Source organism: Kitasatospora sp. CB01950 (assembly GCF_001905465.1).
GTDB lineage: Bacteria > Actinomycetota > Actinomycetes > Streptomycetales > Streptomycetaceae > Kitasatospora.
In genome coordinates, this window is sequence record NZ_LISX01000001.1 from 322,572 (window position 1) to 341,972 (window position 19,401).

Below are 19,401 nucleotides of genomic sequence, written 5' to 3' on the forward strand. Positions count from 1 at the left end.
AGGTGCCGGCGCGGGCGCTTGCGGTGGTTCGCGTCGGCGGTGTGAGTGCCGACGGACAGATGGAGAATGCCGTGTTCCCTGGTGGCCAGCCGAACATGCAGCAGTTGCTGAAGCAGGCGCAGAAGATGCAGGAGGAGCTCGGCCGGGCTCAGAAGGAGCTCGCCGAGACCGAGGTCCAGGGGTCCGCGGGCGGCGGCCTGGTGCAGGTGACGGTGACCGGCGCCGGCGAGCTGACGTCGGTGAAGATCTCCCCGGCGGCGGTCGACCCGGAGGACACCGAGACCCTGGGCGACCTGGTGCTGGCCGCGGTCCGGGACGCCAACGCGACGGCGCAGAAGCTCCAGGCGGAGCGGATGGGCCCGCTGGCCCAGGGCCTCGGCGGCGGCGGCATCCCCGGCCTCCCGTTCTGAGTCTCCGGCTCTCCGGCTCTCCGGGGCTCTGAGCCACGGAGCCGCGCACAGCGTCGAGCAGGGACGCCGTACGGCCCCCTGCGGTGCCTGAACGCTCGCTGACCGCGAGTTGTGTGATTTATGAGCCAGTAGGGCGTCGGGCGGTGTGTCCGGCGCCCGATTCGTTGGATGATGGCACCGGAGTGCGAACCCCGGTCGAAGGAAGGCGTGGCGGTGTACGAGGGCGTGGTGCAGGACCTGATCGACGAGCTGGGCAGGCTGCCCGGAGTCGGTCCGAAGAGCGCCCAGCGGATCGCCTTCCACATCCTGCAGGCCGATCCGGTGGACGTACGGCGGCTGGCGTTCGCGCTGCAGCAGGTGAAGGAGAAGGTGCGGTTCTGCTCGGTCTGCGGCAACGTCGCGGAGTCCGAGCAGTGCCGGGTCTGCCTGGATCCGCGCCGCGACCTCGCGGTGATCTGCGTGGTGGAGGAGTCCAAGGACGTGGTGGCGATCGAGCGGACGCGTGAGTTCCGCGGCCGCTACCACGTGCTGGGCGGGGCGATCAGCCCGATCGAGGGGGTCGGCCCGGACGACCTGCGGATCCGCGAGCTGATGACCAGGCTCGCGGACGGCACGGTCACCGAGCTGATTCTGGCCACCGACCCCAACCTGGAGGGGGAGGCGACCGCGACCTACCTGGCCCGGCTGTGCAAGCCGATGGGCCTCAAGGTCACCCGGCTGGCGAGCGGACTGCCCGTCGGCGGGGACTTGGAGTACGCCGACGAGGTCACCCTCGGCCGGGCGTTCGAAGGGAGACGACTGCTCGATGTCTGACCGAACCGACACCCCTCACCGACCCGACACCACCCCGCGGCCCGACACCGACCACCGGACGGACACCGCCCACCGGACGGACGCCCCGGACGACTTCGCGGTGCAGATCGCGGACTCGGTGGAGAGCTTCGTCCTGGCCGTCACCGAGGTCGCCAAGGGCGACGAACCCGGCAGCGCGATCTCGCTGCTGCTGCTGGAGGTGTCGCAGCTGCTGCTGGCGGGCGGCCGACTGGGCGCGATCGAGGACGTCCTGCCCGAGGACCGCTTCGAGCCGGACGCCGGCCCGGAGCCGGACGGCGTGGAGCTGCGCGAGCGCCTCGCCGAGCTGCTGGCGCCGATCGACGTCTACCACGAGGTGTTCGACCCGTACGGCCCGCCGGAGAAGCCCAGCGCGTTCCGGATCTCGGACGACCTGGCGGGGGTGGTCAGCGAGCTGCGCCACGGCCTGACGCACTACCGCGAGGGCCGGGTGTCGGAGGCGCTCTGGTGGTGGCAGTTCTCGTACCTGTCCAACTGGGGCTCGACCTGCACGGCGGTGCTGCGCGCGCTGCAGTCGCTGATCGCGCACGTGCGGCTGGACTCGCCGCTGGGCGCGGTGCCGGACGGCGCGGACACCGACGACGACGGGTTGACGGACGAGCAGCTGGAGCAGCAGGCGGGCGACCTGATGGCGGCCGAACTCGGGCTGTAGCAGCCCACTGCGACGGCGACGACGGGGGGAGTGTGACGCATCCGTCACCCCCCGAGGCGGAGGCGAAGATTCCGGACGCGGAGGCGGCGCCCCGGCGGCGATTCTTCGGGCCGGGCGGTCCGGGCCCGCAGACCTGACGGTCCACGGTGATCAGAGTTCGATATTCGCATCTCACCATCTGGAAAGCGGCGGCCGGAACATCCCTGCTCGTTAGACTGACGGCGACCTACCACCCCAAGTCGAGGAGCCCCCGTGGGCCTTGTCGTGCAGAAGTACGGCGGCTCATCCGTCGCTGATGCCGAAGGCATCAAGCGCGTCGCCCGCCGAATCGTGGACACCCGGAAGGCCGGCCATGAGGTCGTCGTCGTGGTCTCCGCGATGGGTGACACCACGGACGAGCTCATCGAACTCGCGGAACAGGTGACGCCTATTCCGTCCGGCCGTGAGTTCGACATGCTGCTGACCGCCGGAGAGCGCATCTCCATGGCGCTGCTGGCGATGGCGATCAAAACGCTGGGCTTCGACGCCCAGTCGTTCACCGGCAGCCAGGCCGGTGTGATCACCGATGCGACGCACAACAAGGCGCGGATCATCGACGTGACGCCGGGCCGCATCCGCAATGCCCTGGACGAGGGCAACGTTGCGATCGTGGCCGGCTTCCAGGGTGTCTCGCAGGTCTCCAAGGACATCACCACGCTGGGCCGCGGCGGCTCGGACACCACGGCGGTGGCGCTGGCAGCCGCGCTGGGTGCCGAGGTCTGCGAGATCTACACCGATGTGGACGGCGTGTTCACCGCCGACCCGCGGGTGGTCAAGAAGGCTCGCAAGATCGACTGGATCGGCTTCGAGGACATGCTGGAGCTGGCCTCGTCCGGCTCGAAGGTGCTGCTCGACCGCTGTGTCGAGTACGCCCGGCGCTACAACATCCCGATTCACGTACGATCCTCGTTCTCCGGCCTGCCGGGGACTATCGTCAGCGCCACCAACCCGAACCAGCCCGAAGGGGGCGAGATGGAGCAGGCCATCATCTCCGGAGTCGCCCACGACACGTCGGAGGCCAAGGTCACCGTCGTCGGCGTTCCGGACAAGCCGGGCGAGGCAGCCCGGATCTTCCGCGCCATCGCGGACGCCGAGGTCAACATCGACATGGTGGTGCAGAACGTCTCCGCCGCGTCCACCGGCCTCACCGACATCTCTTTCACCCTGCCCACCAACGAGGGCCAGAAGGCCATCGACGCGCTGAACCGCGTCAAGGAGGGCATCGGCTACGAGTCGCTGCGCTTCGACGACGCGATCGGCAAGATCTCGCTGGTCGGCGCCGGCATGCGCTCCAACCCGGGCGTCACCGCGACGTTCTTCGAGGCGCTGTCCGAGGCGGGCGTGAACATCGAGCTGATCTCCACCTCGGAGATCCGGATCTCGGTGGTCACCCGCGCCGAGGACGTGCCGGAGGCGGTCCGTGCCGTGCACACCGCCTTCGGGCTGGACAGCTCCGGCGACGAGGCGGTCGTCTACGGCGGCACCGGCCGCTAGGCACGGCTTCGGGGCACCGGCCTCCGGCCTCCGGCCACCGGCCCCGCGCCCGGGGCTCGCGCCCGGCTCGCGCACGGCGCAGAGGTTGTGTGCGGGACGGGTGAAGCGGACCCTGACCGTCCGCCGGTTCTGTCAGAATCCCCCTTCGGAGCGACGTGTTCCGGAGGGGGATTCCCTCTCTGCGGAAGAACTCCCCCGGCGGGGGGCAACCAGGACAGGGGATCGGGTGTCCAACAAGCGTGATGAACGTGACAGGGGCGGCGGTGGCGATCACCCTGCCCGGGGCGGCCCGGCGGGCCGGTAGTCGGATGGGCTTTGCTGCGGCGGCAGCGGACGCGACCGGGGCCAGCGTCGACCAGCTCACCGACACCTACCGGGCCCACTACCGTTCTCTGCTGCGGCTCGCCGCACTGCTGCTGGACGACCTCTCCTCCTGCGAGGACGTCGTGCAGGAGGCGTTCATCCGGGTGCATGCCGCCCGGCGCCGGGTCCGGGATCCCGAGAAGACCCTGGCATACCTGCGGCAGACCGTCGTCAACCTGTCCCGCTCCACGCTGCGCCGCAGGCTGCTCGGCCTGCGCCTGCTGCCCAAGCCCATGCCTGACATGGCCAGTGCAGAAGAGGGGGCATACGATGCGCTGGAGCGCGATGAACTGAAGGCCGCGCTAAGGGGGTTGCAACGCCGTCAGCGGGAGGTGCTGGTGCTGCGCTACTACGCCGACCTGACGGAGGCGCAGGTCGCAGAGGTGCTCGGCATCTCCGTCGGCTCCGTCAAGGCGTACGGGTCGCGCGGACTGGCCGCCCTGCGGGTGCGGCTGGAGAGCGGCGATGACTGACCAGCACCGTCCGCGCCCGCACCACGAACTGACCGAGGACCAGCTCCGGGACCTGCTGCACCGCGCGGTCGCGACCGTCCAGCCCGAACCCGGCGCGCTGCCCCGGCTGCGCACCGCCGTGCCCCGCCGCCGGGCCGCCCGGCGGCGCGCCTGGAGCGGCGCGGCGGTGCTGGCCGGCGCCGCCGCCGTGCTGCCGCTGGTGCACGCCGCCCAGCCGTTCCACCTGTCCGGCGACCCGACCGGCGGTCAGGCCGCGGGCGAGGGCCACGCCGCCGTCCCGGACAGCTCCGCGGCGGCCCCCGGCCACCCGCACGGCCTGCCCACCGCGAGCGTCACCGGGGCCGACGGCACCGGCTCCGAGACCACCGCCGACCCGAGCGCCGACGGCAGCCCGGGCGCGTCGCCCGCCGTCCCGCCGCTGTGCACCCGCGCCGACTTCGGCCGGGTCGACGCCCAGCAGGCCGACGCCATCCCCGCCGACGGCCGGATCTACGGCTGGTTCCGGCTCACCAACACCTCCGACCACCCGTGCCGGGTCACCGACCCGGGCGTCCTCGACCTCGGCACCGGCGCCACCGGCGTCCGCCTGGCCGCCCACACCGTCGGCGACCCGGCCGGCGCGCTGCCCGACCCGGCCGGGCTGCCCCGCGAACTGCTGCTCGGCCCCGGCGGCTCCTACCTGGTCCGGTTCGCCTGGGTGCCCGCCCGCTGCGACACCCCGCCGCCCGTCCCCAGCAGCCGGCCCACCCTCGCGCCCAGCTCCGCGGGCCTGCCCGGCGCCGGCACCCCGGCCGAGCCCGCCCCCGCGGCCGTCGCCGCCGACCCGAGCCCCACCGGCGAGCCCGCTCCCGGAGGCACCCCCGGCCCCTCGTCGCCCGCCACCTTCGCGCTCGGCTACATCCCCGACCGGTCCGCCCGGCCCGCCGCCACCGCCGCCCTTCCGGTCGGCTGCGGCGGCACGGTCTACCACACGCCCCCCGAACCGGCCCCGGCTCCCGGCGGCCCGGCCCCCTCGTCGAGCGCCGCCCCCTGACGGCCGCTCAGGCCTGCCGGGTCGGCAGCACCACCACGTGGCGCAGGTTGACGTGCCGCGGCCGGGAGACGACGTACCCGACCAGGTCGGCGACGTCGGCGGGGGAGAGCGCGCCGATCGCGTCGAACATGGCGCCCAGCTGACCGTCCGGGCCGAGCGCCGGGTTGTCGATGTGGCTGCCCAGCTCGGTGTCGGTCAGGCCGGGTTCGACGGAGGTGACGCGCACGTCGCGCGGGCCGTACTCGGCGCGCAGCGCGGCCGACAGCTGGGTGACGGCGGCCTTGGTCGCGCCGTACACCGCGTAGTTCGGGAACACCACGTGCGCGCCGATCGAGGAGACGTTCAGCAGGTCGGCGGTGGCACCGGCGGCCGCGGCGGCCACCAGGTCCGGGCCGAACGCGCCGATGACGCGCAGCACGCCCGTCACGTTGGTGTCGATCATCCGGGTCCACTCGTCGATCCGGCCGTCGTCCACCGGGTTGGGCAGCATCACGCCGGCCGCGTTCACCACCAGGTCGACCCGCCCGAAGGCGGCCCGCACCTGCCGCCGGGCGTCGTCCACCGAGGCCTGGTCGGTGACGTCGGCGGGCACCGCCAGCGCGTTCGGGCCGAGCTCGGCGGCCAGCCGCTCCAGGCGGTCCCTGCGGCGGGCCAGCAGCGCCACCCGGGCGCCGTCCGCGACGAGCCGCCGGGCGACGGCCTCGCCGATGCCGCTGGCGGCGCCGGTGACGACGGCGGTGCGGCTGTGCAGGGTCTGCTGTGCCATGGGAACCACGCTCCTGTTCGGGTCTGCTGCGGTGACGTCCACGAGTCTCGGCGCGCGCCGCCCGCCCACCCAGGGCTGAGCTTTTCCTGGGTCCGCCGGAACCACCTTCGCGGCCGGCGGCCCGACGTATCGTCGGGGCATGAACGAACTGGGGGAGTTCCTGCGGCTGCGCCGGGCCCGGATCCAGCCCTCCGACGTCGGGCTGCCGGAGTTCGGACGCCGCCGCCGGGTACCGGGGCTGCGCCGCGAGGAGGTGGCGCAGCTCGCCGGGGTGAGCGTCGACTACTACGTGCGGCTCGAACAGGGCCGCGGCGACGGCGTCTCGGCGGAGGTGCTGGACGCGGTGGCCCGGGTGCTGCGGCTGGACCGGACCGAACGCCGCCACCTGCACGACCTGGCCCGGCCGCCGCGCGAACCCGCCCGCCCCGGCCCCCGGCAGCTGCGCAGCGGGCTGCGGCTGCTGCTGGACGCGCTGGACGCGCCCGCGTTCGTACTCGGCCGCTGCCTGGACGTGGTGGCCTGGAACGCGCTCGGCGACGCCGTGATGGGCTTCTCCGCGCTGCCGCCCGGGCAGGTCAACGTGGCCCGGCACGCGTTCCTGTCGGCCGCCGGACGCCGGCTCTACCCCGAGTTCGAGCGGGTCGCCGCCGAGACCGCCGCCTTCCTGCGGGTGGACGCGGCCCGGCACCCGGACGACCCCGAACTGGCGGCGCTGCTCGCCGACCTCAGCACCGACCCGCTGTTCGCCGACCTGTGGGCGCGCCACGGCGTCCGCGAGAAGGCGCACGGCCGCAAGCTGCTGCTGCACCCGCGGGTCGGCGAGCTGGACGTCGGCTACGAGACGCTGACCCCGCCCGGCGAGCCCGGGCTGCAGTTGGTCGTCTACACCGCCGAGCCCGGCTCGCCCACCGCCGAGCGCCTCGCGCTGCTGGCGGGCGCCGCCCGGGTGTGACGCTTCAGATGCCGAGCGACTCGGCGCGGGCCTCGGCGCGCTGCAGCAGGGCGTGCACCTCGGCCTGCCGCCGGCCCGGCCGGTCGTTCCACAGGTCGGGGGAGGCGGTCGGACGGCCGGTGGCGTGCAGCACCTCCATCACCTGGACGCGGGCCCGGCGCACCGTGTACGCGGTGCCGTATCCGTGCGCGAGGACGGCGGTCTGCGCGCCGAGCAGGCAGACCCGGCCGACCGCGTCCCACATCGCGCCCTGGATCCAGCCCGCCTCGGCGAGGTAGCGGGAGGTCAGCCGCAGGTGCCCGGCCACGGTGACCGCCACCGGGCGGGCGGGGCGGCCGACCGCCCGGTCCAGCAGGGTGCGGCGCGGCAGCGGGTACCCGAAGTTCCAGGGCTGGCGGGCGGATCCGTACGGCCCGCCGTCGCAGCCGGGTTCCACCGGCGGCGGCGCGGGCAGCGGCAGCAGGGGCAGCCGGGCGGGGGCGGGGAGCCCGGCCAGGTACTGCTCGATCTCCTCGACCAGGCCGAGGTGCTGGGCGAGAACGGGCAGTTCGAGTCGGTCGAGCTGGTCGAACGGCGGCGCGGAAGCGGGCATGGCACAACTCCTCCGGTCGTTATGTCGTATTTGTACCTCTTCCTCTGATCGTCAGTAGGGTGCCGCACCGCAGCCGTTCCGTGTCCCCGGGGTTCGTCACCGCCGTTCCGCTCACCACCCGGAATCGGGTTGGATGAGGGTATGAACGAGCAGACGAACGTCGTTCCGGCGTGGGAGCAGCGGTTCCGGGCAGCACGGGTCTCGCTGCCCGACTGGGCGGACGAGGCACCGGAGCGGGCGCTGTACGTGTCCAACGCGACCGGCACCTACGAGGTGTACGCGTGGGACCGCGCCACCGACGAGCACCGCCGGGTCACCGACCGCCCCAACGGCACCACGGACGCGGAGCTCAGCCCCGACGGCGCGTGGATCTGGTGGTTCGACGACACCGACGGCGACGAGTTCGGCGTCTGGCGCCGCCAGCCGTTCGCCGGCGGCCCCGACCAGGAGGCCGTGCCCGGTGTCCCCGCCGCCTACGAGGCGGGCCTGGCGCTCGGCCGGGACGGCACCGTGGTGGTCGGCACCTCCACCGACGACGAGGGCACCACCCTCTACCTGCGCCGCCCCGGCGCGGACGAGTCCGAGGTGGTCTACCGGCACGCCGAGTACGGCGGCGTCGGCGATCTGTCCCACGACAGCGCCCTGCTGGCCGTCGACCACACCGAGCACGGCGACGCCATGCACTCCGCGATCCGGGTGCTGCGGCTGTCCGACGGCACGACCGTCGCCGAACTCGACGAGGTCACCGGCCGTACCGAGCCGCGCGGCGTGGCCTGCCTCGGCTTCGCGCCCGCCGCCGGCGACACCCGGCTGCTGGTCGCCCACCAGCGCACCGGCCGCTGGGAGCCGATGCTGTGGGACGTCGCCACCGGCACCGAGACCGAGCTGGCCCTCCGCGACGAGCAGGGCCACCCGTTCCCCGGCGACCTGTCCGCGCAGTGGCGGCCCGACGCCCGCTCGCTGCTGATCGAGCACGAATACGAGGCCCGCTCCGAGCTGTTCTCGTACCAGCTGGAGACCGGCGAGCTGACCCGGCTGGACACCCCGCGCGGCACCGTCGCCGGGGCCACCGCCCGCCCCGACGGCACCGTCGAGTTCCTGTGGTCCTCGGCCGCCGAGCCGTCCGCGGTGCGCTCCACCGCCGGGACGGTGGTGCTGCGCGCGCCCGGCCCGGTGCCGCCCGGCTCGGTGCCGGTCGAGGACGTCTGGGTGGACGGCCCCGGCGGCCGGGTGCACGCCCTGGTGCAGCGTCCCACCGGCGAGGGCCCGTTCCCGACGGTGTTCGAGGTGCACGGCGGCCCCACCCACCACGACAGCGACTCCTTCGCGGCCGGCCCCGCCGCCTGGCTCGACCACGGCTTCGCGGTCGTCCGGGTCAACTACCGCGGCTCCACCGGCTACGGCCAGGCCTGGACCGACGCGCTCACCGAACGCGTCGGCCTGATCGAGCTGGAGGACATCGGCGCCGTCCGCGACTGGGCGGTCTCCTCCGGCCTGGCCGACCCGGACCGGCTGGTCCTCTCCGGCGGCTCCTGGGGCGGCTACCTGACCCTGCTCGGCCTCGGCACCCAGCCCGACCGGTGGACGCTCGGCCTGGCCGCCGTCCCCGTCGCCGACTACCTCACCGCGTACGCGGACGAGATGGAGGCGCTGAAGTCGCTCGACCGCACGCTGTTCGGCGGCACCCCGGAGGACGTCCCCGAGCGCTGGCACGCCTCCTCGCCGCTGTCCTACGTCGAGCAGGTCAAGGCCCCGGTGTACATCAGCGCCGGCGTCAACGACCCGCGCTGCCCGATCCGGCAGATCGACAACTACGTCCAGCGGCTCGAGGAGCTCGGCAAGGTCCACGAGGTGTACCGCTACGATGCCGGGCACGGTTCGCTGGTCGTCGACGAGCGGATCAAGCAGCTTCGCTTGGAGATCGACTTCGTCCGGCGACACCTGGCCCCCGGCACGGTCCGGTGACCGGTAGACCCGGGCGGCAGGGGGGACAACCGATGGGTGGACGCGCCGCGCTGGCCGTCGCCGCGGTCGGCGCGATCGTGCTGACCGCGGCCGGCTGCTCGTCGAACAACGACAGGTACGACTGCGTGGAGGCCGCCGCCCCCGCGAAGGCGGACACCGGCATCGTCCTCGCCAAGGGCAAGAGCGGCGGCCGCAGCTCCAAGGGCTCCAGCGGGTCCAACGGGTCGAAGGGGTCGAAGGGGTCGGGCGGCTCCGGCAGCAAGGGCTCCGGGACGTCGCCGTACTCGGGCGGCGGCGGCACCCGGGTGGTGCACCACTACCACCACCGGCCGGGCTCCACCCGCAGCGACGACTACGTCGACGAGTGCGGCAACCCGTCGCCCACCCCGGGCTCCGGCTTCGGCGACTTCGGCAACGGGGCCTGCGCCACTCCGGGCGCGCTGCCCGCCGCGACCTCGGCCACCGGTTCGCCGTCGGCGTCGTCCGGCGGGTCGGCCTCGCCGAGCTCCGCGGCCCCGCCGGTGCCGTGCGCCTCGCAGTCGGCCAGTGTCTCGGTCTCGGCCTCGGCCTCGCCGTCCGCGGGGCCGTCGCCGTCACCCTCCGCGTCGGCGTCCAGGTCCGGGACGCGCTGACGGAGCGGCGAGCGGGTCAGTCCAGGGCCGGGTCCAGTCCGAGGGCCCGGTCCTGGACGGCCTCCGCCTCGCGGCGCACCAGCCGGAACCACATGAAGACCACGAACCCGGCGAAGACGAACCACTCCAGCGTGTACCCGAGGTTCTGGAACGCCCGCAGGCTCAGCCCGTCCCCGCCCTGCGGCTGCACCGTCGGCACCGCCGTCAGCCCCGCCGGAACGTCGTCGGACGCGACCCAGCCGTCGTACACCGGGTACGGCAGCACGTTCACCAGCGTCGCCGGGCTGATCGTGCCCAGCTGCCCGGCCGGCAGGCCGCCCGCCACCGCGCCGCCGCTGCCGCTGTTCTCCGGGGCCTGCAACCGGCCCGTCACGCCGACCTGCCCGGACGGCGCCGCCGGAGCCGTGCCCGGGGAACCCTCCGCCCAGCCGCGCACCACGGGCACCGCCCGGCCGCCGTCGACCAGCAGCGGCGTCAGCACGTAGTAGCCGGAACGGCCGTCCACCGTGCGGTTCGGCACCAGCAGCTGGTGCTCGACGTCGTACGAGCCGGTGACGCTCACCGTCCGGCCCAGGGTGTCGGTGCCGACCTTCGCCGCGGCGTCCGGCAGCACCTCGGCCAGCGGCCGGGCCGGCGTCCCGCTCGCGGCGGCCGCCGCCTTGTCGATCTCCTGGTGGGTGGAGACCCGGCTCTCGAACCGGCCCAACTGCCAGGAGCCCAGCATCAGACAGACCCCGATCGCCGCCACCGCGACGACCGTGCCGACGAGCCACCGCGGGCTGAACAGGAACCGGTACACCCCACCACGGTAACCATTCCTGACAACGCCCCCGACCGCCGGGTACGCCCACCGTAGGGTGGCGACGTGACAGCCCTGATCAACCCGCTGACCGCCGACGCACTCCACACCCACGCCGAGGCCCTCGCCGACCTGCTGCTGGACGCCGTGGCCGACGGCGCCTCCGTCGGCTTCCTGGCCGACACCGGCCGCGACGAGGCCGCCGCCTGGTGGCGCACCCTGCACCCGTCCGTCGCGGACGGCAGCCGACTGCTGTGGGCGGCGTCCGACGCCGACGGGCGCGTGCTGGGCACCGTCGCCCTGGTCCGCGAGGTCCGGGCGAACGGCCGGCACCGCGCCGAGGTCTCCAAGCTGCTGGTGCACCGCGACGCCCGCGGCGCCGGCCTGGGACGGCGGCTGCTGACCACCGTCGAGCAGGCCGCCCGGGACACCGGCGCCACCCTGCTGCTGCTCGACACCCAGACCGGCAGCGCTGCCGAACACCTCTACCGCAGCGCCGGGTGGACGTCCTTCGGCACCGTCCCCGGCCACGCCGCCACGCCCGACGGCGTCCTCGCCGACACCACGTACTACTACAAGCAGCTCATCGGCTGACCGATCACTCGGTGCCCGGCCGCAGGAACTCGGGCTGGTCGAGCAGCCGCAGCCAACTGCCGTCCGGCTGCTGACGCACCACCTGGGCGCGAGCCCCGGCACCGTCCTTCGGCGGGGTGGCGGTCAGCGCGATGCCGTCCGCGGCCAGCGTCGGCAGCGGCGGCTCCGGGGTGAACTGCGGCCGGTGCGCCAGCACCTGCGCCCACAGCGCCCGGATCGCCTCCCGGCCGACCGTGAACTGCCCCGGCGGATACGCCATGACAGCGTGCTCCTCGTACAGCGCGGCGACACCGGCCGCGTCACCCGCGTTGGAGCGCTCCACGAACAGCCGGGTCAGCTCCTCGGGGCGCATCGCCTTCTCGTACTCGCCGTACTCGCTCATCAGGTCCTCCTCGTCGTCCTGCTCCCAGCCTTCCCTGGGCCGTATCAGAAGTCCAACAGCTGGATCTGATCCGAACTATCATTGCCAGTTATGGAACTGAGGCAGCTGGAGTACTTCCTCGCCGTCGCCGAGGAACGCAACTTCACCCGCGCCGCCGAGCGGGTGCACATCAGCCAGTCCGGCGTCAGCGCCCAGATCCGGCAACTCGAACGCGAACTCGGCGCCGAACTCTTCGACCGCTCGGCCCGCACCGTCACCCTCACCGTGGCCGGCAAGGCCGCCCTCGAACACGCCCGGCAGGCCGTCGCCGCCGCCCGCGCCGTCGGCCAGGCCGTCGGCGAGGTCAGCGACCTGATTCGCGGCAGCCTCACCGTCGGCATGGTGGCCGGCTGCACCCTCACGCCGCTCTTCGACGGCCTGGCCGCCTTCCACCGCGCCCACCCCGGCGTCGAACTCGCCCTGCTGGAGGACGACTCCGCCCACCTCTCCGAAGCCGTCCGCACCGGCGCCCTCGACCTCGCCCTGATCGGCTGCGCCGGCACCACCCCCGACGGCCTCGACGCACACACCCTGATCGACGAACCCGTGGTCGCCGCCGTCCCGCCCGGCCACCCGCTCGCCGGGCAGCCCGACGTCACCCTCGCCGACCTGCTCGCCCACCCGCTGATCTGCCTGCCGCCCGGCACCGGCGTCCGTACCGTCCTCGACCGCGACTGCGCCGCCGCCGGACTCACCCCGCGGATCGCCCTGCAGGCCTCCGCCGCCTCCGCGATCGCCGACCTCGCCACCCGCGGGCTCGGCGTCGCCGTGCTCAGCCGCTCCATGGCCCAGGCCTTCCCCGCGTTGCTGCCGGTCGGCGTCGCCGACCTCACCACCCCCGGCCTGCTCGCCCTGGTCTCCCGCCCCGGCCCCGCCCCCGCACTGCGCGCCCTGCGCGCCGAACTCCGCCGGGCGTTCGGTCAGCGCCTGTCCGGGTGAACGCCCTTCGGAGGAAGGTCAGTTGACGAACGCCAGCTCGTGCGGCGTCCCGTTGAACCGCAGACCGCCGTCCTCCGTCACCGTCACGATGTCCTCGATCCGGACACCGAACCGGCCCGGCAGATAGACGCCCGGCTCGATGGAGAAACACATCCCCGGCACCAGCGGCCGGGTCTCGCCCTCGATCATGTACGGCGGCTCGTGGGTGGTCAGCCCGATGCCGTGGCCGGTGCGGTGAATGAAGTACTCGCCGTACCCGCCCTCGGTGATCACCGCCCGGGCCACCCGGTCGATCTCCTGGCAGGCCACCCCCGGCGCCACCGCGTCGAACGCCGCCTGCTGCGCCCGCCGCACCAGGTCGTGCACCTCCTGCACCTCCTTCGGCGGCTCGATGCCCACGAACACCGTCCGGGTGGTGTCCGAGCCGTAGCCGTCCTTCAGCCCGCCGAAGTCCAGTACCACCGTGTCACCGCGCTGGATCACCCGGTCCCCGGCCTCGTGGTGCGGATTGGCCCCGTTCGGACCGGAACCCACCACCGTGAAGTCCACCTGGCTGTGCCCGTGCTCGATCAGCAGCGCCGCCAGATCCGCCGCCACCTCCCGCTCGGTGCGCCCCGCGAACGGCACACTTAGGATCGCCCCGTACGTCAGGTCCGCCGCCGCACCCGCCGCCGCCAGCCGCGCCAACTCGTCCGGCTCCTTCACCGCCCGCAACATCGGCAGCGCCGCCGTCAACGAGGCGTACGACGTACCCGGCAACGCCTCCTGGAACCCCAGCAGGTGCATCGCCCACGCGTTGTCCGAGATCCCGTACCGCCCCACCGGATCCATACTCGGTGCCAACACCGCGAACGGATCCTGCCCGTCCACCCAGTCCGCCATCCGAACCGCCTCCGCCCCCGCAGCCCGCTCCGCATCCGGCCGCTCCAACTTCGGCACCAACAACACCGGCTCCGCCCCCGGCGCCACCACCAACGCCGTCAGCCGCTCGGTGTTCACCGGGAGATACCCCGTCAGATACGTCAGATCAGGCCCGGGCGTGACAACCAACCCGGCCAGCTCCGCATCCGCAGCAGCCGTCGCCGCACGGGCCATCCGGGCCTGAAAATCCGCCGTCATGAACGGCTCGCTCATCACAATCCCCTCCCACGGGGTCAGCGGCCGACGGCCGCACAGCGACACATGAACAACACCTCGACCAGAGCCACGCACACGATCTCGCCCGGGTCGACGCTCCCACTGGACGCACGAAGCTGCCAACGGCGCTCCTTCACACCCCCTCAGGATCATCGCCGACCCCGGCCCCCGCACGACAGGACCGCTACACAGCGGAACTCGAACCGCCCGACCCGAACACCTCCAGCGGCCACAGGATCAGGCCGTCGCGCCGTCCCGGATCCGCACCCCGGCCGCCTCCGTGTGCGCGCCGAACAGCACCCGGACCTCCCGCAACAGGTGCGCACACGCCGCACTCTGGCCACTCGCCGGCAACTCCTGCCGCGCCACCAACCGCTCAGCCACCCGAGCCGGGAACACTGCCAAGGCCCACAACGAGTAAGGGCCGCACCGGATTTCTCCGATACGGCCCTTACTGCTCGGTCGGGGTAGCGGGATTTGAACCCACGGCCTCTTCGTCCCGAACGAAGCGCGCTACCAAGCTGCGCTATACCCCGGTCCTGCTTTGTTGCCTTCCGTGTCCGGCGCAACGAGTAGAACTCTACAGGAGGTGGGGCCAGAGACGAAATCCGGTTTAGGGGCTGGTCAGCGTGGGGCGGGGGTGAGGGTGAGGAGGGTGGCTTCGGGGGGGCAGGCGAAGCGGAGGGGGGTGTAGCGGTTGGTGCCGCAGCCTGCGGAGACGTGCAGGTGGGCGCGGTGGCCGGCGGCGGTGTGGGTGGAGAGGCCTTTGACGCGGTCGGTGTCGAGGTCGCAGTTGGTGACGAGGGCGCCGTAGAAGGGGATGCAGAGCTGGCCGCCGTGGGTGTGGCCGGCGAGGATCAGGGGGTAGCCGTCGGCGGTGAAGGCGTCGAGGGTGCGGAGGTAGGGGGCGTGGACGACGGCGAGCGAGAGGTCGGCGTCGGGGGAGGGGCCGCCGGCGACGGAGGGGTAGTCGTCGAGGCGGATGTGCGGGTCGTCGAGGCCGGTGAACTCGATGTCGAGGCCGGCGATGTCGAGGCGGCCGCGGGCGTTGTTGAGGTTGAGCCAGCCGGCCCGGTCGAAGCCGTCGCGGAGTTTCTGCCAGGGGTTGTGGACGGCGCCGGTGATGCCGCGGCGGCTGGTGCCGTCGGGGTTGTTGAGGCCGTGGACGCCGCTGCGCAGGGCCTTGAGGTAGCGGGTGGGGGACTTGCGGGCGGGGCCGTAGTAGTCGTTGGAGCCGAAGACGTAGACGCCGGGGAAGTCCATCAGCGGGCCGAGCGCGTCCAGGGCGGCGGGGACGCCGAGCGGGTCGGAGAGGTTGTCGCCGGTGTTGACGACCAGGTCGGGGCGGAGCCCGGCGAGGCTCTGCAGCCAGCGCTGTTTCTTGGCCTGCCCGGTGACCATGTGGATGTCGGACACCTGGAGGATTCGGATCGGCCGCGCGCCGGCGGGGAGGATCGGTACCTCGACGCGGCGCAGGCGGAACGAGCGGACCTCGTACCCGGCGGCGTAGACGAGACAGGCGGCTCCGGTGGCGGCGACACCGAGCGGGACGGAGTACAGCGGTCGCATCGGTCCATGGTCGCAGACCGTTCGAAAAGGTGGACAAGCGCCCGGGGTTCCACGGAGCGTGACGGGTCGTCAGTGCGAACCGGCCGGTACCGGTAAGTAATGGGGCGGCGTCACGGCGTCGCAGATGTCAGAATCGGCGGCATGACGACGCTCAAGGAGCAGCTGCACGAGGACCTCACGGCTGCCATCAAGGCACGGGACGAGCTGATCTCGTCCACCCTCCGGTTGACGCTGGCCGCGGTGACCAGCGCCGAGGTGGCGGGTAGCACGAAGCGCGAGCTGTCCGACGACGAGGTGCTTCAGGTGATCGGCAAGGAGTCGAAGAAGCGCCGCGAGGCGGCGACCGCCTTCGAGGGGGCCGGCCGGGCCGAGCAGGCCGCGCGGGAGCGCGCGGAGGGCGAGGTGCTGGCGGGCTACCTGCCGAAGCAGCTGACGGACGAGGAGCTGGCCGGGATCGTGGCCGCCGCAGTGGCGGAGTCCGGGGCGAGCGGCCCGCAGGGCATGGGCGCCGTGATGAAGCTGGTCCGTCCGAAGGTGGACGGCAAGGCGGACGGCGGCCGGGTGGCCGCCGCGGTGAAGGCCGCGCTGGCCGGCTGAGCCACGCAGCGGGAGAAGCAGCGAGCCAAGAAGCCGCCCGCCCGGAGGTGATCTCCGGGCGGGCGGCTTCGTGTTCGGCGCGGGCCGACGCCGGTCAGCGGTGGCCGGGCTTGCCGGTGCTGGGCGGGAAGGAGATCCCGCCGGTGGTGGTCAGGCCGCCGTCCGGCCAGCCGGTGGTTCCGCCGACGGGGTTGCCGCCCGCGGGGTTGTTGCCGCCGTTCTGGTTGCCGCCGGTAGGGTTGCCGCCTGCCGGGTTGCCACCGGCGGAGTTGCCGCGGGTGCTGTCGCCGGAGGTGCCGCCGGGGTTGTCGTTGGCCGGCGGGGTGGGGGTCTGCGGGGCGATGTCGAAGAGCTTGAAGCGGGTCGGCGGGGTGCCGTCCAGGGCGTCGTTCATGGCCATCTGCCAGATCGGGCCGGGGCCGTCGGCGCCGTAGACCGCGCCGAAGTACTTGCCGCCGATGGTGATGTTCTTCATCGAGACGTTGCCGCCGACGCCGCCGAGCCAGACCGAGGTGGCGAGGTCGGGGGTGTAGCCGGTGAACCAGGCGGCGTACCGCTCGTCGGTGGTGCCGGTCTTGCCGGCGATCGGACGGCCGTCGTCGAGGCCGAGGGAGGAGCCGGTGCCCTTCTCGGTCACGCCGAGCAGCAGGGTGTTGACGCCGTCCGCGGTGGTCTGCGTCATCGCCTGGTTGCAGTTGGCCTTCGGCACGTCGAGCTTCTTGTCGTCACTGGTGACCACGGAGGTCAGCGCGACCGGGGAGCAGTACATGCCGCGGGCGCCGAAGGAGGCGTAGACCGAGGCCATCTGGAGCGGGCTGACCTCCTGGGTGCCGAGCACCATGGAGGGGACCTCCTGCAGTGCCTTGCCGTTGGCCAGGGTGCCGACGCCGAGCTTGTCGGCCATCTGCTTCATCGGGCAGAGGCCGGTCTGCTGCTCCAGCTGCACGAAGTAGGTGTTGACCGACTTCTGCATGGCGACCTGCATGCTGTACGGGCCGATCTCCTTGTCCGACTCGTTCTGCACGGTGGGGTGGCCGGCGTCCTTCCAGGTGCCCTGGCAGGTGGAGATCGACGGGTACTCCATCTTGGGCGGCGAGGAGAGCTCCTGGGTGATCGGCACCCCGTTCTCCAGGGCGGCCGCGGCCAGGATGGGCTTGAAGGTCGAGCCGGGGGAGAAGCCGCTGCCGCCGCCCATGGACTGGCCGACGTTCAGGTTGAGGACGGTCTGCTTCTTGGACTCGTCCAGACCGTACGGGCGGGTCTGGGCCATCGCGAGGATCTCGCCGGTGCCGGGCTTGACCATGGTGCCGGCGGCGGACACCTTGTCGGTCACGTTGACCTTCTTGGTGACCGCGCTGTACATGGCCTGCTGCTTGTCCGGGTCGATGGTGGTGTTGATCCGCAGGCCGCCCTGCGACCAGAGCTTCTGCCGGTCGGCGGCGGTCTTGCCGAACACCGGGTCCTGCTTGATCACGTGGCGCACGTAGTCGCAGAAGAAGCCCATGCCGTTGCTGGCGGTGATGCAGCCGTTCTGCGGCTCGGTGTACTTGATGCCGAGGTCGCTGGCGAGCGCGGCCTTCGCCTCGTCCGGCGAGATGTGCTTGTACTCCAGCAGCTTGTTGATCACCGTGTTGCGGCGGTTCTGCGCGGCCTGCGGGTGGGTGATCGGGTCGTACGCCGAGGGGTTCTGCACCAGGCCGGCCAGCATCGCGGCCTCGGGGATGGTGAGGTCCTTGGCGCTCTTGTTGAAGTAGCGCTTGGCGGCGGCCTCGATGCCGTACGCCTGGTGGCCGTAGAAGGTGATGTTCAGGTAGTTGGTGAGGATCTGATCCTTGCTCAGGTCCTCCTCCAGCTTGATGGCGTACTTCAGCTCCTGGATCTTGCGACCCATGCTCTTCTTGGTGGCTTCCAGGAAGGCCTGCTGGTCGTCGCCGGCCTGCTCGACGAAGACGTTCTTCACGTACTGCTGGGTGAGCGTCGAGGCGCCCTGGGCGGTGGTGCCGGACTCGGCGTTCTTGGTGGCGGCGCGGAGCACGCCCTTGAGGTCGACGGCACCGTGCTCGTAGAAGCGGTTGTCCTCGATGTCGACCTGGGCCTGACGCATGATCGGTGCCATCTGCTCCTTGGAGAGGATGGTGCGGTCGCGGTCGTACACCTTGGCGATCAGGCCGCCCTTGGCGTCGTAGATCATCGACACCTGCGAGAGCGTCGGCGTCTTGAAGTCGTCCGGGATGTTGTCGAACGACTCGGCGGTGTCCTTGGCGGTCAGGCCGAACGCGCCGACGGCCGGCAGGGCCATTCCGGCGACCAGGATGCCGGCCAGCACGGCGCTGCCCAGGAACTTGACGCCGAGCCCTGCCTTGTCCAGTGCGGTGCCCGGGGATCGCGTAGGTGCCATGGGGAGAACCCTACGTCGCGGAATCCCGTACAGGGGGGCAGGTGTTCGCCTACGCTTGTCACAGAACTGCGACAGCTTCGCTCTGTCTATCCTCATCACTCTTGTGAGTGATGAGCTTTGCCCGATTCGGGGCATTGTGCCCCAACTTCCGGCGGCTGCATGGCGGGCCGCTGTTGCGCACCGTGACGAAAACGCACTATTCGGCCCCGGCAAGCCCCACGACCTGCAGTCACTCCAACGAGTGAGCTGTCGGACACCCATAGTCCGATCGGGTCATTCGAGATTGGGCCGACAGGGGCTGTTGCGTTGTGTCGTTCTTCCGTAACGTCCTCAACTGGCAACGGTGAATATGCCGTTGCCGCCGTGGGGGAGCCCCGAATCGGGAGAGGACGGCGCCGGGATGGGCTGGGTGGACGACTGGAGCGCGCAGGCCGCGTGCCGCACGAGCGATCCGGATGAACTGTTCGTGCAGGGGGCGGCGCAGAACCGCGCCAAGGCGGTGTGCAGCGGGTGTCCGGTGCGCACCGAGTGCCTCGCGGACGCACTCGACAACCGTGTCGAGTTCGGCGTGTGGGGCGGAATGACGGAGCGCGAGCGCAGGGCGCTGCTGCGCCGGCGCCCGACCGTGGGGTCCTGGCGCAGGCTGCTGGAGACCGCGCGCACCGAGTACGAGGAGTCGCTGGCCACCGGGGTGGTCCTGCGGGACTACGCCCAGGCGGGCTGA

Annotated in this window: 21 protein-coding genes and 1 tRNA gene; 13 read left to right on the plus strand and 9 right to left on the minus strand. The window is 72.4% G+C overall.

The window, feature by feature from the left end; genetic code table 11:
• Positions 1–59 precede the first annotated feature (59 nt).
• The 6 genes from AMK19_RS01500 (at position 60) to AMK19_RS01525 (ending at position 5,316) form a co-directional block, all read left to right on the plus strand.
• Complete coding sequence (locus tag AMK19_RS01500; protein WP_380477306.1) at positions 60–410, plus strand: YbaB/EbfC family nucleoid-associated protein; 351 nt, start codon at positions 60–62, stop codon at positions 408–410.
• Between the two features lie 213 nt (positions 411–623).
• Complete coding sequence (gene recR, locus AMK19_RS01505) at positions 624–1,223, plus strand: recombination mediator RecR (protein ID WP_073808297.1); 600 nt, start codon at positions 624–626, stop codon at positions 1,221–1,223.
• Complete coding sequence (locus AMK19_RS01510) at positions 1,216–1,914, plus strand: DUF5063 domain-containing protein (RefSeq protein ID WP_083646428.1); 699 nt, start codon at positions 1,216–1,218, stop codon at positions 1,912–1,914. Before recR ends, AMK19_RS01510 begins: the two co-directional genes overlap by 8 nt.
• 252 nt (positions 1,915–2,166) lie before the next feature.
• On the plus strand, positions 2,167–3,447 hold the full coding sequence (locus AMK19_RS01515; RefSeq protein WP_073807388.1) for an aspartate kinase: 1,281 nt from the start codon (positions 2,167–2,169) through the stop codon (positions 3,445–3,447).
• 308 nt (positions 3,448–3,755) lie between these two features.
• The gene (locus AMK19_RS01520; RefSeq protein WP_198953175.1) at positions 3,756–4,283 is read left to right on the plus strand and encodes a SigE family RNA polymerase sigma factor; all 528 of its coding nucleotides are present in this window, start codon (positions 3,756–3,758) and stop codon (positions 4,281–4,283) included.
• Complete coding sequence (locus AMK19_RS01525) at positions 4,276–5,316, plus strand: hypothetical protein (protein ID WP_073807389.1); 1,041 nt, start codon at positions 4,276–4,278, stop codon at positions 5,314–5,316. The genes AMK19_RS01520 and AMK19_RS01525 overlap by 8 nt, the downstream gene beginning before the upstream one ends.
• A 7-nt stretch (positions 5,317–5,323) precedes the next feature.
• On the opposite strand, the gene AMK19_RS01530 is transcribed toward AMK19_RS01525, so the two are convergent.
• A complete protein-coding gene (locus tag AMK19_RS01530) occupies positions 5,324–6,082 on the minus strand; it encodes an SDR family oxidoreductase (RefSeq protein ID WP_073807391.1) in 759 nt (252 codons plus the stop codon).
• A 139-nt stretch (positions 6,083–6,221) separates the two neighbouring features.
• Between AMK19_RS01530 and AMK19_RS01535 the strand changes: the two genes are divergently transcribed.
• Positions 6,222–7,034 carry a helix-turn-helix transcriptional regulator gene (locus tag AMK19_RS01535; protein WP_073807393.1) on the plus strand — a complete coding sequence of 271 codons (813 nt, stop codon included), beginning with the start codon at positions 6,222–6,224 and terminating at the stop codon, positions 7,032–7,034.
• 4 nt (positions 7,035–7,038) lie between these two features.
• On the opposite strand, the gene AMK19_RS01540 is transcribed toward AMK19_RS01535, so the two are convergent.
• Complete coding sequence (locus tag AMK19_RS01540; RefSeq protein WP_073807394.1) at positions 7,039–7,626, minus strand: DUF6197 family protein; 588 nt, start codon at positions 7,624–7,626, stop codon at positions 7,039–7,041.
• Positions 7,627–7,767: 141 nt separating this feature from the next.
• Between AMK19_RS01540 and AMK19_RS01545 the strand changes: the two genes are divergently transcribed.
• Together AMK19_RS01545 and AMK19_RS01550 are read left to right on the plus strand one after the other, a co-directional pair.
• Positions 7,768–9,591: a S9 family peptidase gene (locus AMK19_RS01545; protein ID WP_073807396.1), complete on the plus strand. Its 1,824-nt coding sequence runs from the start codon at positions 7,768–7,770 to the stop codon at positions 9,589–9,591.
• 32 nt (positions 9,592–9,623) lie between these two features.
• Positions 9,624–10,223, plus strand: coding sequence for a hypothetical protein (locus AMK19_RS01550; protein ID WP_073807397.1), 600 nt, complete (start codon positions 9,624–9,626; stop codon positions 10,221–10,223).
• Positions 10,224–10,239: 16 nt separating this feature from the next.
• Here the strand turns inward: AMK19_RS01550 and AMK19_RS01555 are convergent, their stop codons facing one another.
• Positions 10,240–11,022 carry an SURF1 family protein gene (locus AMK19_RS01555; RefSeq protein ID WP_073807399.1) on the minus strand — a complete coding sequence of 261 codons (783 nt, stop codon included), beginning with the start codon at positions 11,020–11,022 and terminating at the stop codon, positions 10,240–10,242.
• A gap of 66 nt (positions 11,023–11,088) precedes the next feature.
• Between AMK19_RS01555 and AMK19_RS01560 the strand changes: the two genes are divergently transcribed.
• The gene (locus tag AMK19_RS01560) at positions 11,089–11,616 is read left to right on the plus strand and encodes a GNAT family N-acetyltransferase (RefSeq protein ID WP_241844193.1); all 528 of its coding nucleotides are present in this window, start codon (positions 11,089–11,091) and stop codon (positions 11,614–11,616) included.
• Positions 11,617–11,620: 4 nt separating this feature from the next.
• On the opposite strand, the gene AMK19_RS01565 is transcribed toward AMK19_RS01560, so the two are convergent.
• Positions 11,621–11,998, minus strand: a complete 378-nt coding sequence (locus AMK19_RS01565; protein ID WP_073807401.1) for a YybH family protein — start codon at positions 11,996–11,998, stop codon at positions 11,621–11,623.
• Positions 11,999–12,088: 90 nt separating this feature from the next.
• Between AMK19_RS01565 and AMK19_RS01570 the strand changes: the two genes are divergently transcribed.
• Positions 12,089–12,976, plus strand: coding sequence for a LysR substrate-binding domain-containing protein (locus AMK19_RS01570; protein WP_073807402.1), 888 nt, complete (start codon positions 12,089–12,091; stop codon positions 12,974–12,976).
• An 18-nt stretch (positions 12,977–12,994) separates the two neighbouring features.
• Here AMK19_RS01570 and AMK19_RS01575 read toward each other — a convergent pair whose 3' ends face one another.
• The 4 genes from AMK19_RS01575 to AMK19_RS01585 form a co-directional block, all read right to left on the minus strand.
• A complete protein-coding gene (locus AMK19_RS01575; protein ID WP_073808304.1) occupies positions 12,995–14,110 on the minus strand; it encodes an aminopeptidase P family protein in 1,116 nt (371 codons plus the stop codon).
• A gap of 240 nt (positions 14,111–14,350) precedes the next feature.
• Positions 14,351–14,497, minus strand: coding sequence for a hypothetical protein (locus AMK19_RS35790; RefSeq protein WP_158071851.1), 147 nt, complete (start codon positions 14,495–14,497; stop codon positions 14,351–14,353).
• 78 nt (positions 14,498–14,575) lie between these two features.
• A tRNA-Pro gene (locus AMK19_RS01580) sits at positions 14,576–14,649 on the minus strand.
• 88 nt (positions 14,650–14,737) lie between these two features.
• The gene (locus tag AMK19_RS01585) at positions 14,738–15,682 is read right to left on the minus strand and encodes a metallophosphoesterase (RefSeq protein WP_073807404.1); all 945 of its coding nucleotides are present in this window, start codon (positions 15,680–15,682) and stop codon (positions 14,738–14,740) included.
• 141 nt (positions 15,683–15,823) lie between these two features.
• On the opposite strand from AMK19_RS01585, the gene AMK19_RS01590 reads away from it, so the two are divergent.
• A complete protein-coding gene (locus tag AMK19_RS01590; protein ID WP_073807405.1) occupies positions 15,824–16,279 on the plus strand; it encodes a GatB/YqeY domain-containing protein in 456 nt (151 codons plus the stop codon).
• A gap of 94 nt (positions 16,280–16,373) precedes the next feature.
• Here AMK19_RS01590 and AMK19_RS01595 read toward each other — a convergent pair whose 3' ends face one another.
• Positions 16,374–18,677, minus strand: coding sequence for a transglycosylase domain-containing protein (locus tag AMK19_RS01595; protein WP_073807406.1), 2,304 nt, complete (start codon positions 18,675–18,677; stop codon positions 16,374–16,376).
• A gap of 400 nt (positions 18,678–19,077) precedes the next feature.
• Between AMK19_RS01595 and AMK19_RS01605 the strand changes: the two genes are divergently transcribed.
• Positions 19,078–19,401 carry a WhiB family transcriptional regulator gene (locus AMK19_RS01605; RefSeq protein ID WP_035864045.1) on the plus strand — a complete coding sequence of 108 codons (324 nt, stop codon included), beginning with the start codon at positions 19,078–19,080 and terminating at the stop codon, positions 19,399–19,401.

What these genes read in the sequence shown, in the direction of transcription:
- AMK19_RS01500 (WP_380477306.1), top strand. Translation starts at nt 60, where the DNA reads ATGGAGAATGCCGTGTTCCCTGGTGGCCAGCCGAACATGCAGCAGTTG.
- AMK19_RS01570 (WP_073807402.1), top strand. Translation starts at nt 12,089, where the DNA reads ATGGAACTGAGGCAGCTGGAGTACTTCCTCGCCGTCGCCGAGGAACGC.
- AMK19_RS01525 (WP_073807389.1), top strand. Translation starts at nt 4,276, where the DNA reads ATGACTGACCAGCACCGTCCGCGCCCGCACCACGAACTGACCGAGGAC.
- AMK19_RS01545 (WP_073807396.1), top strand. Translation starts at nt 7,768, where the DNA reads ATGAACGAGCAGACGAACGTCGTTCCGGCGTGGGAGCAGCGGTTCCGG.
- AMK19_RS01535 (WP_073807393.1), top strand. Translation starts at nt 6,222, where the DNA reads ATGAACGAACTGGGGGAGTTCCTGCGGCTGCGCCGGGCCCGGATCCAG.
- AMK19_RS01550 (WP_073807397.1), top strand. Translation starts at nt 9,624, where the DNA reads ATGGGTGGACGCGCCGCGCTGGCCGTCGCCGCGGTCGGCGCGATCGTG.
- AMK19_RS01520 (WP_198953175.1), top strand. Translation starts at nt 3,756, where the DNA reads ATGGGCTTTGCTGCGGCGGCAGCGGACGCGACCGGGGCCAGCGTCGAC.
- AMK19_RS01540 (WP_073807394.1), bottom strand. Translation starts at nt 7,626, where the DNA reads ATGCCCGCTTCCGCGCCGCCGTTCGACCAGCTCGACCGACTCGAACTG.
- AMK19_RS01530 (WP_073807391.1), bottom strand. Translation starts at nt 6,082, where the DNA reads ATGGCACAGCAGACCCTGCACAGCCGCACCGCCGTCGTCACCGGCGCC.
- AMK19_RS01575 (WP_073808304.1), bottom strand. Translation starts at nt 14,110, where the DNA reads ATGAGCGAGCCGTTCATGACGGCGGATTTTCAGGCCCGGATGGCCCGT.
- AMK19_RS01585 (WP_073807404.1), bottom strand. Translation starts at nt 15,682, where the DNA reads ATGCGACCGCTGTACTCCGTCCCGCTCGGTGTCGCCGCCACCGGAGCC.
- AMK19_RS01605 (WP_035864045.1), top strand. Translation starts at nt 19,078, where the DNA reads ATGGGCTGGGTGGACGACTGGAGCGCGCAGGCCGCGTGCCGCACGAGC.
- AMK19_RS01565 (WP_073807401.1), bottom strand. Translation starts at nt 11,998, where the DNA reads ATGAGCGAGTACGGCGAGTACGAGAAGGCGATGCGCCCCGAGGAGCTG.
- AMK19_RS01510 (WP_083646428.1), top strand. Translation starts at nt 1,216, where the DNA reads ATGTCTGACCGAACCGACACCCCTCACCGACCCGACACCACCCCGCGG.
- AMK19_RS01595 (WP_073807406.1), bottom strand. Translation starts at nt 18,677, where the DNA reads ATGGCACCTACGCGATCCCCGGGCACCGCACTGGACAAGGCAGGGCTC.
- AMK19_RS01590 (WP_073807405.1), top strand. Translation starts at nt 15,824, where the DNA reads ATGACGACGCTCAAGGAGCAGCTGCACGAGGACCTCACGGCTGCCATC.